We start from the raw sequence: 18,423 nt of genomic DNA on the forward strand, positions 1-18,423 counted from the left end.
AATTTCTCTAAGGGGGAAGGGACTTGATTAGCGAAACGTTGATTCAAGCAGCTGTCGCGGGGAGAGAAAAAGCATATGCCCCTTACTCTCATTTTAAGGTGGGCGCTGCCATAGCGACTAAAAGCGGAGACATTTATTCAGGATGCAATATTGAGAATGCATCTTATGGTCTATGTAACTGTGCAGAGAGAACGGCCATCTTTAAAGCGATTTCGGAAGGACAAACTGATTTTGCGATGTTGGCGGTGGTCGGGGATACAGATGGTCCTATTTCGCCTTGTGGAGCTTGCCGCCAAGTGATTGCAGAATTTTGCCCTCCGGATATGCCGGTTATTTTAACGAATTTAAAAGGAGAAAGAAAAGAGACAACCGTTAAGGAACTGTTGCCGTATGCTTTTTCACCAAGTCATTTAGATTAATGAAAAGTGGATCAAGGAGATGTCCTTGATCCCAAATTGCAGGAAGAAATAATCACTCATTTCAGTTTTGAGTCGAGCTGGCTTTTTCATCGATTAAGCCGGCTTTTTTATTTTACTCTTAAGAAAAAGGTAAATTCTGCAAAAATAAAGCAGCGGACAAAGAACGTTTAGCAAGCATATGAAAATAAGCCGTATGAACGGATAAAACGGCAATGATGATAATGTTTTTAATCGCTTTACGCTTTTCTTCATCCAGTTGGAAATGCTCCTGCACCATTTCCTCTGCCTTATATTTAATAATTCTTTCGATCGTTTCGATCGTTCCTTCATTCGGTAAGCGGTTTTCGCTCAAAGAATGATCATTGATTTCTTCAAACAGAGTAGAGTAACATGCATACAGATGAATAGGATTGATGAGATCATCTTTTTGGTCATCAGGATCGTTGATAATCAGCTTTAATAGTTGACGAATCGATTCAAAGTCAAGGGCTGTTTTTAAATCCTCTACAATGAATAAAAGCGCGGTTTGCTCAAGTGAATATTTTTTTCCTTTTTGAGGAGAGCCGATCATTTCTTTAATATCCCGTTTAATCCAGTTTTGTAACGCCGTGACAGAAAAATTAGTGTACTCGATTTGATTGCCAAGTGCTGCTATTTCGTTTAAAGAAAAACCTCTATCGAGTTTATTCGTTTTTATGATTTTTTCAAAAATGGGCGGAAGCGTTCCAACGTTCGCAGCATTTGGATCGAGTTCGGAGAGAGAACCATGTTCTTCAGAGTGAATCCATGCTTCTTGCAGTACCGAAAGCGGTGGTTTTTTGCTCCAACCTTTTAATGAAAGGAGAAGGAACGCCATTTCCTTTCTTGTTAATTGAAAGGTATTCACGAAGTTTCCTCCTATTTACAAGTTCTTTTGAACTTATCTTACGCTTTGATATTAAGAAAGTCAAATGACTTTGTTACTAAATGAACTTCATGTCGTTACATTTTCTTTTCAAAATGAAAGAAATTCTACTTGAATATTTTTGAATAAGATCATATAATAAGTTCATAAGAACCTGAACATGACAGTTCTTTAAACTAAAATGAAAAATTATAGAAAAGGAGTCGAATTCATCGATGTTCAAAAAATGGGTTAAATGGCTTTCTTCATTGGCTCTTGTTTTTTCCCTTGTTGGACTAGGTATGGTAGACAGCGCATCGGCAAAAGGATACAGATCTGGAAAAGGATTTTATCAGCCGAGTCACAGCCAGCAAGTTGTTCCGAACAAAAATCAAAATTCTAGCATCTTCAATTCGTCAAAATCGAACACTACCCCATACACTCATACGGTTCCACAAAAAAGCAGCAAAGGCAGTTTTGCCAAAGGGCTTTTATTGGGTGGTCTAGGCGGATTTTTAGCAGGAAGTTTGTTTCATGGTCTCGGACCAATCAGCTCCATGCTGGGATTTGTCATCAATTTATTTCTTCTATTTGCCGTTGTCATGCTGGTGTTGAGCGCTATAAAATTGATCTTTAATCGCAGACATCAAAGGGAGTATGACTCATGGAGACGTTAAAACTTTCTGAACAAGAAATCATAAATGCCGTCTGTGTTTATGTAGCGGCGAAAGCAAATGTTCGCCCGGAAGATGTCATTACTGAATTACTGTACGATGATGACACTGGATTTGGAGCAGAAGGAGAAATTGCAGGCGTATTGCATCCATTGACAGAACCACAACTTATTGAGGCGATCAGAGGTTGGATTAAGAGCGAGTATCAAATCGATCCGTATGCGGCTGGAATTCAGCTGAAATTAGATGATCATGAAGGAATTATCGCTATGATAAACGAATAAAGACATCCAAAATTTTAATATTGTGGCGTTTGAAGTCTCCTTGGGTAAAACCCGAGGAGATTTTTTTACCATGAAAAAACATTACGCATTTTTTAGATTGATGAAATGATAGCAGGATCATAAAAGTTTCAACATGAGGGAAAACGGGGTTTTAAAAAATAATAAAAGGTTGTCACTGCGGGAATTTTCTTAGTGGAAATTTTCCAATGGAAATGAAACAAAGGATGAAGGGAAAAACCTTTCATCCTTTTGCGTAATTATTTAGCCAATCTTAGTTCCCACATATTTCCGTTTTTCCAGAATCTTTTTTTTGTTACAAAGCGGTTTCTGGCCGTCTCACTTGAATATTGGAAAAAACTTCTAGAAGTACTGCGTCTGGAAGAGCGCCTAGAAGTCCGTCTGGAAGAGCGCCTAGAAGTCCGTCTGGAAGAACGCCTAGAAGTCCGTCTGGAAGAACGCCTAGAAGTCTGTCTGGAAGAACGCCTAGAAGTCCGTCTGGAAGAACGCCTAGAAGTCTGTCTGGAAGAACGCCTAGAAGTCTGTCTGGAAGAGCGTCTGGAAGTCTGTCTGGAAGAGCGTCTGGAAGAGCGTCTGGAAGAGCGTCTGGAAGAGCGCCTAGAAGTCCGTCTGGAAGAGCGTCTAGAAGTCCGTCTAGAAGAGCGTCTGGAAGAACGTCTAGAAGAACGTCTGGAAGAACGCCTAGAAGAGGTGCTCGACCTGCGGGACGTTGATGGACCGCCTTTTACTTCCTTAACGACGCTTGGATCTTGATACATAAAATCCTCTAACCCAGCATCAGTTGCTTTTTCAACGGCCTCTTTAATATCATCATGGGTGATCTGTCCCATGTGAAAACCTCCTTTAAAAATTATATAAAAAATGTAAATTTCTTTTCACGATTCATAGTATGAGGACAATGAGGAATTGCCTGAGACAAATATGTAGTTTTTGTAAAAAAATTATGAAGGTGTCTTCAGGTGTCACCCTCTTATTTTTTTCATATGATTATAGTAATCATGCGAGATTTCTTTATATGGAGCGAGGAGGAGAGAGATGGATAAAAACAACTTGACTCAATATGAACTTTATATCCATCCTAAAGATTACCAAGAGCTGAGAAGAGATATTTGGAACGATGAACCACTGCCGGCAAAATTAAAAATAGGCAACAAGAAGCTTGAAATTGATATAGCTTATCGTGGTTCGCATATCAGAAAATTTAAAAAAAAATCTTATCATATCGCTTTTTATAAACCCCAAATATACAGGGGAGCGAAAGAAATTCATCTGAATGCAGAGTTTAAAGATCCGGCCGTCATCCGAAATAAATTATCATTTGATTTCTTCAACGAAATAGGCGTATTGTCGCCGCGTTCCCAGCATATTTTTTTGTCCATAAATGGCCGAAACGAAGGGATCTATTTAGAATTGGAATCTGTAGATGAATGTTTTCTTAAGAAAAGGAGCTTGCCAGAAGGGGCCATTTTTTATGCGGTGGATGGGGATGCCAATTTTTCATTAATGAGTGATCTAGACAAGGAAGTGAAACGTTCGTTGGATTTAGGATATGAAATGAAATGGGGGAATGAACAAGACATATTTTACTTGCAAGAGATGATTCTTAAATTGAATACTACTCCGCGGGCGGAATTTGAAAAAGAGATTCAAAAATATTTTCATGTCGAGCAATATCTATACTGGCTTTCAGGAATCGTCTGCACTCAAAATTACGATGGATTTGTTCATAATTACGCGTTATATCTGAACAGGGAAACGGGTTTATTTGAAATTATCCCTTGGGATTATGATGCAACATGGGGAAGGGACATCAATGGAAAGGAAATGTCGGAAGATTATGTAAGAATTCAAGGATATAATACTCTTACAGCTCGACTTCTGGACGTTCCCTCGTTTCGAAAAAAGTATCAATTGATTTTGCAAGAAATATTGGAAGAAAAATATACCGTTGCAAACTTGCAGCCGAAAGTGGAACAGCTCTACAAACAAATTAAACCGTATGTACAAAAAGATCCCTATATAAGAGACCGTCAGATGCTATTTGAAAATGAACCTGAACTCATCTTGCGTTTTATTGAAAAAAGAGGAAATTATATTCGAAATCATTTACAAGTATTGGATTAGTAAGGTGGAAATTTTTGTGAATAGGCAACTACAAGGTTCATCTCTTCCTTGTGATGAGTATACATGCACTGTAGTTATACCATATGGATCACGAACAAGGAGGATATGAATGAATAAGAAATCGAATTTGAACCATCAGTGCAACAAGGAGCGATTTCAATCCTTTTTAGAATCCTTAAAAGGACGGATGGTTACTATATATCGCAACGATCCCGAAGCAAAAACGGGACGTTTGTTGGACGTTCAGTCAGATTATATTGTTTTAGAGCTTGAACATAATACGATCGTTTATTATCAAATTCATCATGTCAAAAGCGTAAGTGAAGATTCCAAAGCCAATCAACCAGTAAAGGAACTGGACGAGGAGTTGGATTTTATTAAAGAGGAGAGCTTTAGTGATCTATTCCGCCACTTAAAAAACGAATATATTCAAATCAATCAAGGCGGGCCTGATTTGGTTGTCGGGACATTACTGGAAACAAGCAACGATTATATTATCTTGGCATTGGAAAACAACGAGATCGTGTATTTTAATCTTGATCATGTGAAAAGTGCATTGAAACTATCTAAGGGAATAAAATCTAATCATTTAACCGAAACGAAAGAATCTGATCAAACAATGGTTTCAGTGTCATCCAAACCTTCGACTTCTATAAGCCACGAGATATTAAAAGCCGAATATTTTGCCGATCTTTTTGATCAATTGATGCATAAATGGGTATTGATCAATCGCCGAGGTCCCGATGCTTTGGAAGGCATTTTAGTGGAAAATGCTGGAGGATATTTCACCATTACGAACAACCATGAAATTATACGAATCAATCCGTTTCATATTAAATGCATAAGTATAGGTCCAAAAACGGATAAAAAAGAAGAAAACGACCAAATTGAAGCAGAGGAAGATCCTCCACTAAGATCACTCCACAAAGAAAAAAAACCATCCCTCGAAAGACAATCCGGAAGACGATCCGGAAGACGATCTGAAAAACGATTCCATTCTAGATCTGCATAGTTAAGAAGAACTTCCATAAGATCGGATAGAATCCAAAATAAGATATAGCACCTCTCGCTCCACAGCCAGAATTAAAAATAGTGATCCATCATAGCGGAACAAAAGGATGAGGTAGAGAAAGAAAACGATTATTGAGAACGGAAAACCGATATCCACAATCATTGCCATCGTGCTGGGTGCATGAGTATATGCGACGCTGGTGCACCTGGTATTATTATAGGATAGGAAGGAGAATAAGATGGAACAATTAAAAAAATATATCGGCACGGAAATTGAATTGGAGATATCCGATAAGACTAAGCTTTATGGAATTTTAATGGATATTGGCTCTGATATATTAGTCCTGTTTGATGGACGCAAAGATTTTTATATTCCTTTTTTGCATGTCCATAACATTAAAGAACGGAGCAAAAACGAATTGACAGGCGTTCAACCGCCTGTGACCGTCGGCTTTAAAGATGACGATCATGAACTTTCTTACCGAAAAACACTGTTAAAAGCAAAAGGACATTTTCTTGAATTATTCGCTGCCAAAAACAAATCCCTCCATGGTTATATTACGAGTGTATTAAATGATTACATCGTATTTTACTCTCCCGTTTATAAAACTATTTTTATTTCCATGCACCATTTAAAGTGGTTTACACCATACTCTGTTCCATCCACCCCATATACGCTAAGCAGCAAAGAACTTCCTGTCGTTCCTTTGAACATCCCGTTGGCTAGATCGTTTGAAGAACAATTAAAAAAATACAAAGAAACGTTAGTGGTTTTTGATTTGGGAGAGGAAGCAGACAAAATCGGACTGTTGAAAAACGTAGAGAACAATATGGTCAAACTTGCCGCGGCAGATAGTCGAACGGTTTTTTGGAAGCTCTCTCATTTGAAAATGTTTCATCTCCCTTAAAAAACCAATGAATAACGACTCATTTGTTTTGAAGAATAATGGACACGCTGAAGCTTTAAAAATGGACAACTTAAATGAACTTATAAATTGAAAAATAAAAGGAATCCGAACTGACTAGAGCATAACCGGCAGTCGCTCGAATGACGAACAAGCTGTATCAATCAAAGTCGCTATAGAAGTAAGGAAAAGAGTTATGAAATCAATGAGTGGTCATTTCGCTCCCTAAAAATGTCGTTTCGACATCGATTGATCATTGGCATTGTATGCATATAAGGCTAAGAAAGAAACTGGTATACTGAATGACCAATTCCAACCCAAAAAATAAACAAGCAGATACATATTTCCGTCTGCTTGTTTATGTTGATTTCATGATTTTACGCCACTAGCAAAATGATCGTTTAAAGGAAAAACGACCAAATAGAAAGTTAAACTGTCTATTTGCCCCAATGTTCCTTGATAAAAAGATCCCGTCCAGATTTTTCTCTGTCTTTCTTGTATTCTTCTGGATTTTTTTTATAAAAATCTTGGTGATAGTCCTCTGCAGGGTAGAAAGTAGAAGCAGGCAAAATTTTAGTTACAATCGGTTTTTTGAATTTACCGCTTTTTTCGAGGCGTTCTTTTGATTCCTCTGCCAATTTTCGTTGCTCTTCTGTATGATAAAAAATGGCCGTTCGGTAGTTGTCTCCTCGGTCATGGAATTGTCCGCCATCATCTGTCGGATCAATTTGCTGCCAATAAATTTCTAAAATTTTGCTGTAAGGAAAAACAGTTGGATCATAAAGAATTTCCACTGCTTCATAATGACCTGTTTTGCCGGATTTGACTTGTTCATAGGTTGGATTTTCTACATGTCCTCCTGTATAACCGGAAGTTACCTTATGAATGCCATCCCATTGATCAAAAGGTTTTACCATGCACCAAAAACATCCACCGGCAAACGTTGCTTTTTCTAATTGCTTTTTCATTTTTAAACACCTCAAAACGTTGGTTTCACGATACAATGCTCATTTTATCACTAAAAGAAATAAGACGGCAATAAAAGAGATGAAACAGCCATTCTTGTGTATGTAGAAAAAAGTTGAAAGGAAGGAGCAGGAGATCGAGAATCGCATCGGCATCCAGAATAAATTGAAAAGGGAAATAGTGGTGTCGGGATGATTCGTGTGAGGCCAATTATCTTTCGGTGATGACCTTGAATAAAAGCGAAAACAAACTCATTTCAAAGATTTTTTAAAATGAAGAATACAACAAAGTTTTGATGGTTCACAATACAACGAATAGGAGTCGTTCTTTCATCGATAAACAGATCATAATGACTTACATTTTTCAGGAACAGATCATCTTCATATCACAGGAAGCAGGGGATTCGTTGCGGCGGCAAAGCCATGAATGAAGCTTTGCCTTACTCGTGTTCACAGTGATCTTCAATGACCACCCATTCGTTTGCCCAATTTTCCAGCTCCCGTATGAAGGGTTCTAATGCTTTCCCTTTTTCCGTCAAAGAGTACTCGATTCTTACCGGTGTTTCTGGATATACTTTTCGATTGACAATTCCTTCTTGCTCCAATTCCTTTAGTCTTTCGGATAACAGTCGACCACTGATCGGAATAGAAGATTCAATGGTGCAGAAACGCTGTGGACCTGAAAGCAGTTGATGTATGATAAAACCTGTCCAACGTTTGCTGATAATGTTCATTGCTTTTTCAAATTTGGGACATAAGGTTGATTGGCTCAATATGATCACCTCTGGAACCCATTATAACCTAAATTCATATGCTTGTAATCTTTCATAGTCAATAGCAGATGGAAATGTTTCTAGTTTTGAAAATGATTCAAATTAGAATTGGGATCAATTTAAATCAGTTTTTTTGCGTTTCTCAGCTTAGAGAAAAATTTAATCAAATACATTAATGGTAAATTTTGGATAATGATTCACAAAACCAATTTAAAAGGATCTGATGAATAAAATCATTAGATCCTTTTTAGCACGTTTATTTTTGTTCCGTCCGGCCTTTGTTTAACGATAGCAAATATTTCGCTAAAGCTATCTGTTCTTTCTTCGTAAAGCCGCTCTCTTGATCGACCCAGAAAGAATGGCCATCACCTGTTATATGGACGGAATGGAGAGGGGCATTCGCTTTTATGACTTTTTGGCGTTCTTTTCGATCCACAAGCGCGATGATGCTTCTGTATGGATCGACCGGTTTTCCTTTGAGAAGTGTGCCGGTAAGGCCGTAGTTATGTTCATACCCTACTGCAACGCCACCGTCATGAAGATAAGGTGCTTGCCAATAAAGGCCGATCAAGCTGGGCGTTTTATAACCGCCTTTTCCATCGTGTGCAAAACCTAATCGCAGCTGTTGTTCGTCAATGTTGTCCATCGGGATTTTCAGCACACGTGCATTTTTTCTGATCGGCACATTCTCAGTCGGTGAATAGAGAAGAGGCTCTGCAAAAATTTTAGCCGTTTTGGCCAGAGCTTTTGCTCTTGACGGTTCTGTCCCAATTTCGTCCGCTGAAACGATTTGATGGTTAGTAAAATAAGAGCCGGCATGACATTTAATGCATCCTGCTTTCGAAAAAACGTTATACCCATCATCGGTTTCCGATTTGCTAATGGTTATGTTCGGTTTAGGTGGAACGAGCGCATTTTGAAAAGCAGACATTGCATTGTTTTGTTCATTAAAATGAAACCCAGGGCTGCTGACGATTAAACCATCCGGGGCAACCGGAGATACGTTTGGAAATGTCGGAGGTTTGACCATTTCGTTTATTCCTGGGGCTGCAGGCGTCGGATCCACTTCAGCGAAAAAAGCGGAAGGGCTTTTTCCTTTGCTTGGATCGAACCGAAATTTTGGATTAGCCGCATTTTGCAAAATGGTTCCAATATAGGTTTCTTTCTCAATGTCAAAGAGCGGTTTGGCAATATCTGCTTGTGAAAGGGAATCGGAATTTTGAGCATGAACATTATTGTTAAAAACGGTTAATCCGTGGAATGAACCAGCCATGCCAAATCCACTCCAACTATAAGGGAAATTTTGAAAGGTAAAAGAGGAAGGGATTTGAGCTGGATTTCCTTTTAAATCAATCGTGGAGTCAAAATTCCCTGGTGGCCACAGGAGCAATGTCTTGTCTACCGACTCTTCTAATTTTTCTTTATTGGGAAGTTTAAGATTCCCCTGTTTTTGAAGGAATTGAGAAAAATTAGAAATATTCGCGTGAGTGAAATAGGCGGCTGTATTGGGTGCTAAAGCAAGGAGCAGACCTGCATTTAAATCTGAGTTGGGGGCGCCTTCCACTACACGCTTCGTTTCTTGATCGACCGTCGCGTGGCAAGCCGCGCAGCTAATGCCAGCTTTTAACTCTCCTTTAGAAAATGAAACAGGCATACCTAAAGGAGCAAAAGAACCTTTTGGAACATCAAGTCCTGTTGAAATCATCTGACCTTTTTTGAATGATTGCCCGCCGATCTTAACGTCTTTTGCCAGTTCTACTTTTAAATTGGTTGTACCTTCCCCTTTTAGAGCAAGGATGGCTTTCATCAAATTAGGTGCCGTTAACGGTCCATCCAAAATGCCGATTATATCTGTAAGGAATACTTCGTTTCCAAATGTTTCTTTATAGAAAGCGTCTCTTCCTTTTTCAAACAAATCATGGTCCACTTTCACCGCACCATTCTTTTCTGAAAGTTTTTTTGCATTTCCTTCAGAGAGACTGAGTGTTTGTCCGTACCAATCATAGCTGTTTACATTTCGATAAGAACTGATGATGTCCTCTTTATCAGGGACATAGGCATAATCAAGATCTATAAAATAAACAATGGCTGCGATAAAAATGATGAATCCTATGATGGCTATAAACCAAGACTTGTTTATCAAAGCGATCCCCCGTCGTCCTGTTGCTCTTTTATGATGGAATGTTGGAAACCAGATGAATGACTTAGATGATGAATGTTTTGGAAATAAAGATTTTGGAAAGAAGATGTTTTGAAACAACGTATCGAATTTAAGATACAGTGGGCAGCCAACGTTTTTTATTGTTTCTAGAAAACACAGCGTTTATTCCGACAAGTGAAGGCGGTTCAGTGGAACTTTATTTCCGTATGATGGTTGATATTTATGGTTGGATGTAGCTTGTGTATTGTAAAAAGAAAATCGATTAGAAAATGAGTTCATAAAGAAACAAATGTAGATTTTGAATGGACGCAAAATGGGGGTCACTCGACCAGTAAATTAAAACGGCAAAGGGTATACTAAAAAAACTTGCAATGTAGTAAGGAGGTGAATCATTTGCCGAGCGGAAAAGAATTAGAACAGTTGCCAATTTCCAACATAGCCCTTGGAGCGGGAAAAGCCCCCGATCGTTTCGATGGAAAGTTAATCAAAAGCGCATCAAAAAGGGAAGAGAAAAAGAAAATCAATTGAAAACAGTAACAAAAACAGGAAGAGTCCGTGGTTATCGTTTTGACTACTTCTTATCGCTCCATGATCCTTCTCACCAAATATTGGATAGTGAGAATTCGATAGCAAAGAGCAAAAGACATGACTATAAGGAAGCAATAAAGAACAATGGGAGAATTGATCCATTTGTCCTTTTGCTTAGTGCAGGGAGCGTTGGATTTCTAAAAGAGCAAAATAAAAAGGGGGGATCGAATGGGAGCGATTGAACGGAACGGATATCGGTTTGTGCCGGAGTTCAGTGTGACTTATCAAAAAGGTGCTGTCCATGTGTATCGAAATGGAAAATATCTGGATGAAATTACATTTGATTTTTCGGGAAAATATCCGGATGTTGATCAAATTGAGGAGTTAGTAGAACAATATTGTAAAAACAATCGGATTACGCCATCTTCAAATTAGAGTCATGTGATATGGCAAAACTGATTGAAAAGGGCTTGATTTAAAGATCAGCCCTTTTCTTTGGCATTCCTTATGATGAAACGCATTGAAGAAGAATACCAAAACATACTCCGTATATGTCTAACCTTCATTCTTGGGAAGGACACGTTTGAACCATGTTGGATATTACAGCCGACCGTTTCGCACAACATCAACCATGGCTTTATTAGGATAATCGTTTTCCATATATTGCTGTACTGTTTTTTCAATATCATAGTTTACTCGTTCAATAGAAACGCGTACATTTCCATCTTCTGCTTCCACGATACCATAAGAAGCCATCGCTTGGCCGTCGAACGGTAATCCGACGCTGCCAATATTCAATACTGTTTTGCCGTTCAAGAAACGGATATAAGGTAAATGAATATGACCATAAATATAAAAATCAGCCATGTTTTCGGCCATTAGCCTTTTTTCCAAATGAACATCATCGGTGTCGGGACGGATGATGTCAAATAAGCTGTTTGGAGTTGCGTGAAACGCTAGGATTGCCTTACCGTTCAAGTCGATTTGGAGAGTTTGCGGAAGGTTTTGTAAATAATCGATATCCGCTGAATCTAGATGAGCGACTGTCCATTCTCGTTCCTTTTTCATTACATCCAGCGCCTTATCCGGTACTTCTCCTTTTTGAATGCCGCGTACCACCCATTCGTCGGCATTTCCTTTGATCACATTGGCATTCAATGAACGAATCAGGTCTAAAGCTTGTTTTGGATTCGGCCCTCGAAAGCAAAGATCACCCAGTACATAAATTTGATCGATCTGTTTTTTGGCGATATCGTCCAAAACGGCTTCGAGTGCGAATGCATTTCCATGAATATCAGAGATAAAAGCAGCTTTCATTCATTATGCACCTCTTTTTCCTTGAAAAGGATATTGGAATCAACTTTAAGTTGCCAGTCAGTAAAGGCAATTCCATTCTTTTTATACCACATTTGGTGGGTTCCGACCAATTTGAAAAGGCATGGATGAAGATGAATCAAGACTAGAAATGACAGAATAAATCGCTTTCGTTAACGAACAATATAGTAGGAAAAGAAGTAAAGGGAGTGCATGGACATGGACAGAAACAAAAGTTCTTCTAAGGAGGGGCAGCTTGAATGGTGGCAGTTATCCTTAATCGGGGTCGGCTGCATAATCGGCACCGGCTATTTCCTTGGATCCGGTCTTGCCATCCGCAATGCTGGGCCATCCGTCATCCTTTCTTATATTCTTGCGGCAATTTCCACTTACATCGTTTTTGATGCGTTAGCAAAAATGACAAAAAATGACCCGCAAAAAGGCTCTTTTAGATCTTATGCCAAAAAAGCTTATGGACGATGGGCTGGATTTTCCACAGGGTGGGTTTATTGGTGTTCGGAAATGTTAATTATGGGAAGCCAAATGACTGCGTTATCGATATTTTCGCGTTTCTGGTTTCCAAATGTCCCATTATGGGTCTTTGCAGCCGGTTATGCCGTTTTGGGGATTATGGTTGTATTAACGGGTACGAAAGGTTTTGACAGGCTAGAAAATGTTTTTGCCGTTATGAAAGTTTCCGCCATTTTGATGTTTATTGTGATCGCTTTGCTTGCATTATGTGGAGTTTTAGACGGAGGAAATGGCTTTCGAGTACCAACTACTATCCAACAACTATTTCCGAATGGAGTCATAGGAGTTTGGGCTTCACTCATCTACGCCTTTTATTCATTTGGCGGGATTGAAATCATGGGAATACTGGCGATTCGCTTGCGGAAAAAAGAAGATGCCCCAAAATCCGGAAGCTTCATGCTTTTTTTGCTGGCACTCATTTACTGCCTCTCTCTCGGTTTGGCGGTGATGATGGATTCTTGGAAGGCCTTTTATTCGAAGGAAAGTCCTTTTGTCATCGCTTTAAATGACTATCACCTGCCGTTTTTCCCGCATATTTTTAACGGAGCGTTCATTATCGCCGGTTTTTCCACGATGTGCGCTTCCTTGTTTTCGATTACATCTATGCTTGTGATGTTAGCGCAAGATGGAGATGCCCCTGCTGCGTTAGCAAAAAATGGGAAATGGAAATTAAAAGTTCCTGTAAAAGCTCTGGGTTTGACGGCGGCAGGAATGGCCGCTTCCGTTATATTGGCGCTCGCGATGCCGGATAAAGTGTATGAATATATTACAACTGCCGCCGGTTTAATGCTTTTGTATAATTGGTTTTTTATTCTTCTCTATTCAAGGCGGCTGATCGAATTAAACGCATGGGGCAAAACAAAGAGATGGTCAGGGATGGTGCTCATCATTTTGGCGGTTAGCGGTACTTTATTGGAAAAAACGAGTCGATTTGGTTTTTTCGGCAGCTTATTGTTTGTCGGAATCGTTGCCATTGTAGTGCTGAAAATGCGATCCAATTGGAAAAAGGAGCAAAAACCGGCTCCTGTTTAATGGGCGATGAGAGTCATAATACCTTGAAAACCGAAATAAAAGCCAAAACCGACGAGCGACAGACCGGATAGAAAAGAAGTCAAATACAAAAAGTTGGTGGACAAAAGTTTGCGAAAACTGCTAGCGATAAATGCCATCGTTAGATCCCATAAAAAAATACCCGCGAAGATGGTTCCGCTCAAAAAGAACAATTGCTCTTTTCCGTAAGTAGTGGCTGTTTTAGCCAGCACCGAACCGTAAATCCCCAACCAAAATAAAATGGTTAACGGATTGGACAAAGACATAAAAAAACCGGAAATAAACGTTTTAAAAAGCGGTTGGCTGCTTCGGTGAACATTTGCAGAAATTTTTCCGGCCGTTAAAAGACTTTCAACGCCAGTGTAAACAAGTACAAAAAATCCGAACAACCAAAGAAAGGCTTGGATGAAAGGAGCGTCAAGAAAACGGACAAAACCAAGATAAACAAGCATCATATAAAACGCGTCTGCAATGAGAGCGCCGACGCCGACAAGCCAGGCGTGCATAAAACCGTTTTTGATTCCTTTGTCCAATTGAGCGGCATTAATCGGTCCGATCGGTGCCGCCAACGATAATCCTAAAAGAAGATAACTGACAAATAAACTGACGCTCATTGAGTCTACCCTCCACGTTCTTTGCTCGTAAGATTCTATTCCAAAAGAAAGACTTGTATAACTCAAGCTTTTGGAAAAAAGATAATATCCAGTTAATAGAAAAATGATGAAATGTGATGTAAATGCGTGGAGGGAGTTTGACAAAAGATCAACCCAAAATAGAAAAAGGCGGATGCGGATGGATAATGACCGTAAGCATGAAAACGAAAAGTCTCTTTTGTGTAAAAAAATTATTGGAGACGATCCATATCGAAGCAATAAGGCTGGAAGGAATATCATGAAAATATTCTGAATTTTCAATAAAAATATGGTGCTTATGCAGGATTTTTTATTTTGCCACGAAATAGACAAATAAAATTCATAAAATAGACAAAAATTTCATAAGATACCAATAGAAAGGGAGGCGTAAAGGATGTGGGCATTTTTGGGTGAGCATATGCTATCCATTATTAAATTTTTGATTGGAAGCGTTTACATCGTGTTTTTGATAGTCCCGTTTTATTTGGCCAAATATTTTAAGCAATTGGAAGAGCAAGAGAAATGGGACAAATGGAATGAACAGATGGAAAAATACAAACTCTCTGTTCGGAAGAGAAAAAAACGACCCGTCAATTTTTAGAAGTCGCTGGCCCTTGGATGAATCCAAGGGTCTTTTTTAAAGGAAAATTTTAGAGAGTAGTACTAAAAAAGAATGGATTCGTTCAAGGAAGCAATTGTTTTTGAAATTTGGGACGAGCAGTTTTTTGATTGAAAAGCGATCAGTGAAAATTCTTTAAATCATGTTTGTTTTTTTGTGTAAGGTGATTTTTCATCATGATATTTGATAAGTAAACTTTTATATAATGAAAGTGAACATAAATGCCACATTTGTTATAATCACTAGTAAGCTTTCATCGTGGGAGGGAGATACTGTTGGAAGACAAGGTGACAATGGTCCGATCTGTTTGTCCGCTGGATTGTCCGGATGCTTGCAGTTTAATGGTGGAAAAACGAAATGGAAGAATTGTAAAAGTGGAGGGGAACAAAGATCATCCCGTGACAAAAGGGGTCATTTGCCATAAAGTTCGAAAATTCCCGGAAAGAACCTATCACAAAGAGCGTGTTCTTTATCCGTTAAAAAGAACGGGAAAAAAGGGGACGATGACTTTTCAAAGGATATCTTGGGAGGAAGCTTATGATGAAATCGTTACACGATTTCAGCGGGTGATCCAAACTTATGGCAGTGAAGCCATTTTGCCTTACAGCTTTTATGGAAATATGGGGATATTAAACAGCGAAGGGATGGATCGGAGATTTTTTCATAAATTAGGCGCCAGTTTTTTGGATCGGACGATTTGCAATTCGGCCGGAGCGCAAGGATTTCGATACACGATGGGGGCAAACAAAGGCATTGATCCAGAAGAAACGATTTATTCTAAGCTCATTTTGATTTGGGGCTGCAATGCCGTGAGCACTAATTTGCATCAAGTACTCTATGCCAATGAAGCCAAAAAACGTGGAGCGAAAATTGTTGTCATCGATACGCATCGCAACCGTACTGCAAAATGGGCTGATTGTTTTTTGCAGATCCGACCCGGAACGGATGCAGCGTTAGCGATTGGCTTGATGCATGTACTGATTCAAGAAAACTTGATTGATACAGATTTTATTCAAAAATATACAATCGGCTTTGAAGAATTAAAAAAGGAGGCTTTAGCTTATACTCCTTCCATCACGGCAAAATGGACAGGCCTTTCTGAGGAAGAGATTCTTTCATTGGCGAGATTATACGGTCAAACCACTCCTTCTTTTATTAGAATTGGAAATGGCTTGCAGCATCATGAAAATGGCGGGATGGCCGTCCGTGCCATCGCATGTTTGCCGGCTTTAACCGGACAGTGGGGAATTCGTGGTGGAGGTGCTTTAAAAGGAAACAGTGGTTTTTTTCCTTTTCATCATTATAAAATCCAACGTCCTGATCTCCATCAAAATCCTCGCGCCTACACCATTAACATGAATCAGCTCGGAAATGCTCTGCTTGATCGGTCTCGCCCGATTAAAGTGTTGTTTGTGTATAACAGTAATCCGGCGCAAGTAGCACCTGATCAACAAAAGGTAAGAGCCGGATTGTTGCGGGACGATTTATTTACCGTTGTTCATGATCAGTTTCTTACGGATACTTGCCGTTATGCAGATATCGTTCTTCCTGCAACCACTCATTTCGAAAATTGGGACCTGTATAAATCATACTGGCATCTGTATTTGCAGCTTCACGAGCCGGTCATTCCTCCTCAAGGAGAAGCAAAATCGAATTTTACCTTGTTTAAGGAACTAGCGGAGCGTATGGGATTTGATGATGTGGCATTTCGTGTTACTGAAGAAGAGATGATAAAAGAAATTGTAGAGGATATCGGCATCGATTATGACGAATTAAAGAAAAAGGGCTATGTCAAAATAGGCGCTGCAAACAATACTTTTCCGCAGTACTTTCCCACTCCATCCAAAAAAGTGGAATTTTACTCGGAAAGGATGAAAAAAGAGGGGTTGCCGCCTGTCCCTGTATTTACTCCTATTCAACCAATGGAGAAAAAATTCCCTCTCATGTTGATTTCTGGACCCAATCATCAATTCTTAAATTCTACTTTTGGAAATATAGCTGCATTAAAAAAATTTGAAGGAAAACCTCGGCTGCAAATCCATCCAAAAGATGCTATACAACGCGGAATCAAAACAGACGATATGGTCATTGTTTACAATCAGAGGGGGCGCTGCCGTTTGTTCGCAAACGTCACAGAAGATTGTTTAAAAGGAACCGCCGTAATTCAAGGACTTTGGTGGGATGACGAACAATCCGGATTCCAATCCGTCAATGTTTTAACGTCGCAGCAATTGGCAGACATGGGAGGAGGAGCTTGCTTTTTTTCTACTTTTGTAGAAGTTCAAAAAGAGAGCCAGTAAGTTTTAGCTGACGATGAAAGGATCGTCAGTTTTTTCGCTTGTAAAAAAAGGAAATGCAAAGTATTTTAGAGCAAATACGTTTGAAAAGGTTGCTGCAAGCCTAAATGTATGCTGGAGTGTCAGCCTTTGCGACTTATATATTCAAAACGGATTTTTTTCATGCAAATAAAATGAAACATTTTTCCGAACTTTCCATTACTTCCGCAAACTGTTAAACTAGTAGTATTAGGGAGGGAGAATCATTTGGAAAGAGGGGATACAATGCCAAGTGCGCAATATTTGGGCCACGGGATTTCGTTATTGGACGTACGGGATTTAGGACGTGAAAAAAGAACGGGAACATATGTAATTCAAGAAGAAAAATTGACGATTATTGAAACAAGTGGAAGTCCATCTATCCCTTATATTCTGCAGGGATTGGAACAGTTGGGGCTAAAGGCTGCTGACATTCAATACATCATTGTGACACATATTCATCTCGATCACGCTGGAGGAGCAGGACTGCTTTTGGAAAAATGCCCGAAAGCAAAAGTGATTGTACATCCAAAGGGGAAACGACATCTTATCGATCCATCGAGATTGATCCAAGGGGCAAAGGCTGTATATGGCGAAAAATTCGAAGAGTTTTTTGAACCTGTTGTGCCTGTTCCGGAAGATCGTTTAATCGTGAAACGGGATGGGGAAACGCTGGAAATTGGTCATGACCGTATACTTACGTTTTTGGATACACCAGGCCATGCTTATCATCATTTTTCTATTTATGACCCGAAAAGCAACGGTATCTTTACGGGAGATACAGTTGGGATTATCTATACTCCGCTTTTGGAAAATGGACTGGATTTTTATTTGCCTACAACTTCTCCGAATCATTTTAATCCGGAAGCAATGCTCCAATCTGCTGATCGAATTGAGAAACTAGGGATTAGCCGGATTTATTTTGGCCATTTTGGAATGAGTGAAGATCCATCCGCTGCTTTCCGGCAATTACGATTTTGGCTTCCTATATTTGTAGAAGCAGGACAGCAAGTGGCCGACAGCAACCTTTCTTTTGAAAAAAAGACGGAGGCCGTTTATCAAACATTAAAGAAAAAAGTTACTCGATATTTGGATGAACGAAAGGTGCCACGCACTTCAAACGTTTATGAAATACTCGATTTAGATTTAACGATCTGCTCGATGGGAATTGTTGATTATTTTCAAAAAAGAATGGCTGAATCTGAGAAATAATCGTT

The 18,423-nt window shown here is 39.3% G+C and carries 19 protein-coding genes and 1 pseudogene; 13 read left to right on the forward strand and 7 right to left on the reverse strand.

The annotated features are described in order from the left end of the window. Positions 1–23 precede the first annotated feature (23 nt). Complete coding sequence (locus tag NST12_RS07125; protein ID WP_048623225.1) at positions 24–419, forward strand: cytidine deaminase; 396 nt, start codon at positions 24–26, stop codon at positions 417–419. A 118-nt stretch (positions 420–537) separates the two neighbouring features. Here the strand turns inward: NST12_RS07125 and NST12_RS07130 are convergent, their stop codons facing one another. Beyond that, entirely contained in the window at positions 538–1,305 is a 768-nt protein-coding gene (locus NST12_RS07130) for a DUF1836 domain-containing protein (RefSeq protein ID WP_003352766.1), read from the reverse strand. Positions 1,306–1,538: 233 nt separating this feature from the next. Here NST12_RS07130 and NST12_RS07135 point away from each other — a divergent pair, with 233 nt between their 5' ends. The 3 genes from NST12_RS07135 to NST12_RS07145 all read left to right on the forward strand — a co-directional run bounded on the left by NST12_RS07135 (position 1,539) and on the right by NST12_RS07145 (position 3,031). Further along, positions 1,539–1,979, forward strand: coding sequence for a hypothetical protein (locus NST12_RS07135; RefSeq protein ID WP_341100727.1), 441 nt, complete (start codon positions 1,539–1,541; stop codon positions 1,977–1,979). Further along, positions 1,967–2,260: a YxcD family protein gene (locus NST12_RS07140; RefSeq protein ID WP_003352768.1), complete on the forward strand. Its 294-nt coding sequence runs from the start codon at positions 1,967–1,969 to the stop codon at positions 2,258–2,260. Before NST12_RS07135 ends, NST12_RS07140 begins: the two co-directional genes overlap by 13 nt. Before the next feature lie 249 nt (positions 2,261–2,509). After that, positions 2,510–3,031: a hypothetical protein gene (locus NST12_RS07145; protein ID WP_341100731.1), complete on the forward strand. Its 522-nt coding sequence runs from the start codon at positions 2,510–2,512 to the stop codon at positions 3,029–3,031. A gap of 26 nt (positions 3,032–3,057) precedes the next feature. Here NST12_RS07145 and NST12_RS17065 read toward each other — a convergent pair. After that, positions 3,058–3,108 (reverse strand): annotated as a pseudogene (locus NST12_RS17065) (hypothetical protein); the annotation flags it as partial. A 205-nt stretch (positions 3,109–3,313) separates the two neighbouring features. Between NST12_RS17065 and NST12_RS07150 the strand changes: the two are divergent. From NST12_RS07150 to NST12_RS07160, 3 genes are all read left to right on the forward strand, one after another. After that, positions 3,314–4,402, forward strand: a complete 1,089-nt coding sequence (locus NST12_RS07150) for a CotH kinase family protein (RefSeq protein WP_341029244.1) — start codon at positions 3,314–3,316, stop codon at positions 4,400–4,402. Positions 4,403–4,511: 109 nt separating this feature from the next. After that, entirely contained in the window at positions 4,512–5,414 is a 903-nt protein-coding gene (locus tag NST12_RS07155) for a spore coat protein (protein WP_341100733.1), read from the forward strand. Positions 5,415–5,652: 238 nt separating this feature from the next. Next, positions 5,653–6,321 (forward strand): DUF2642 domain-containing protein, encoded by a 669-nt coding sequence (locus NST12_RS07160; protein ID WP_341029245.1) that lies wholly within the window; start codon positions 5,653–5,655, stop codon positions 6,319–6,321. A gap of 434 nt (positions 6,322–6,755) precedes the next feature. On the opposite strand, the gene msrA is transcribed toward NST12_RS07160, so the two are convergent. The 3 genes from msrA to NST12_RS07175 form a co-directional block, all read right to left on the reverse strand. Beyond that, positions 6,756–7,286, reverse strand: coding sequence for a peptide-methionine (S)-S-oxide reductase MsrA (gene msrA / locus NST12_RS07165; RefSeq protein WP_048623233.1), 531 nt, complete (start codon positions 7,284–7,286; stop codon positions 6,756–6,758). Positions 7,287–7,723: 437 nt separating this feature from the next. Then, positions 7,724–8,056, reverse strand: coding sequence for a winged helix-turn-helix transcriptional regulator (locus NST12_RS07170; protein WP_341029248.1), 333 nt, complete (start codon positions 8,054–8,056; stop codon positions 7,724–7,726). 256 nt (positions 8,057–8,312) lie between these two features. After that, on the reverse strand, positions 8,313–10,196 hold the full coding sequence (locus NST12_RS07175; RefSeq protein WP_445662339.1) for an electron transport protein: 1,884 nt from the start codon (positions 10,194–10,196) through the stop codon (positions 8,313–8,315). Between the two features lie 414 nt (positions 10,197–10,610). Here NST12_RS07175 and NST12_RS07180 point away from each other — a divergent pair, with 414 nt between their 5' ends. Then, positions 10,611–10,745, forward strand: coding sequence for a hypothetical protein (locus NST12_RS07180; RefSeq protein WP_261794203.1), 135 nt, complete (start codon positions 10,611–10,613; stop codon positions 10,743–10,745). A gap of 228 nt (positions 10,746–10,973) precedes the next feature. Continuing rightward, positions 10,974–11,180, forward strand: coding sequence for a YbxH family protein (locus tag NST12_RS07185; RefSeq protein WP_003352780.1), 207 nt, complete (start codon positions 10,974–10,976; stop codon positions 11,178–11,180). A 165-nt stretch (positions 11,181–11,345) separates the two neighbouring features. Here NST12_RS07185 and NST12_RS07190 read toward each other — a convergent pair whose 3' ends face one another. Then, the gene (locus tag NST12_RS07190; protein ID WP_048623236.1) at positions 11,346–12,062 is read right to left on the reverse strand and encodes a metallophosphoesterase family protein; all 717 of its coding nucleotides are present in this window, start codon (positions 12,060–12,062) and stop codon (positions 11,346–11,348) included. Positions 12,063–12,278: 216 nt separating this feature from the next. Here NST12_RS07190 and NST12_RS07195 point away from each other — a divergent pair, with 216 nt between their 5' ends. Beyond that, positions 12,279–13,622 carry an amino acid permease gene (locus tag NST12_RS07195; RefSeq protein ID WP_341100737.1) on the forward strand — a complete coding sequence of 448 codons (1,344 nt, stop codon included), beginning with the start codon at positions 12,279–12,281 and terminating at the stop codon, positions 13,620–13,622. Here the strand turns inward: NST12_RS07195 and NST12_RS07200 are convergent. Next, entirely contained in the window at positions 13,619–14,254 is a 636-nt protein-coding gene (locus NST12_RS07200) for a LysE family transporter (protein ID WP_048623238.1), read from the reverse strand. The genes NST12_RS07195 and NST12_RS07200 overlap by 4 nt on opposite strands. A gap of 412 nt (positions 14,255–14,666) precedes the next feature. Between NST12_RS07200 and NST12_RS07205 the strand changes: the two genes are divergently transcribed. The 3 genes from NST12_RS07205 (at position 14,667) to NST12_RS07215 (ending at position 18,418) form a co-directional block, all read left to right on the forward strand. Next, complete coding sequence (locus NST12_RS07205; RefSeq protein ID WP_048623239.1) at positions 14,667–14,873, forward strand: hypothetical protein; 207 nt, start codon at positions 14,667–14,669, stop codon at positions 14,871–14,873. Between the two features lie 311 nt (positions 14,874–15,184). Further along, positions 15,185–17,191 carry a molybdopterin-containing oxidoreductase family protein gene (locus NST12_RS07210; RefSeq protein WP_048624431.1) on the forward strand — a complete coding sequence of 669 codons (2,007 nt, stop codon included), beginning with the start codon at positions 15,185–15,187 and terminating at the stop codon, positions 17,189–17,191. 261 nt (positions 17,192–17,452) lie between these two features. Then, positions 17,453–18,418: an MBL fold metallo-hydrolase gene (locus NST12_RS07215; protein WP_048624432.1), complete on the forward strand. Its 966-nt coding sequence runs from the start codon at positions 17,453–17,455 to the stop codon at positions 18,416–18,418. The last annotated feature ends 5 nt before the right edge of the window (positions 18,419–18,423 follow it).

This window comes from Bacillus sp. FSL W8-1127 (assembly GCF_038006725.1).
GTDB lineage: Bacteria > Bacillota > Bacilli > Bacillales > DSM-4216 > Bacillus_O > Bacillus_O smithii.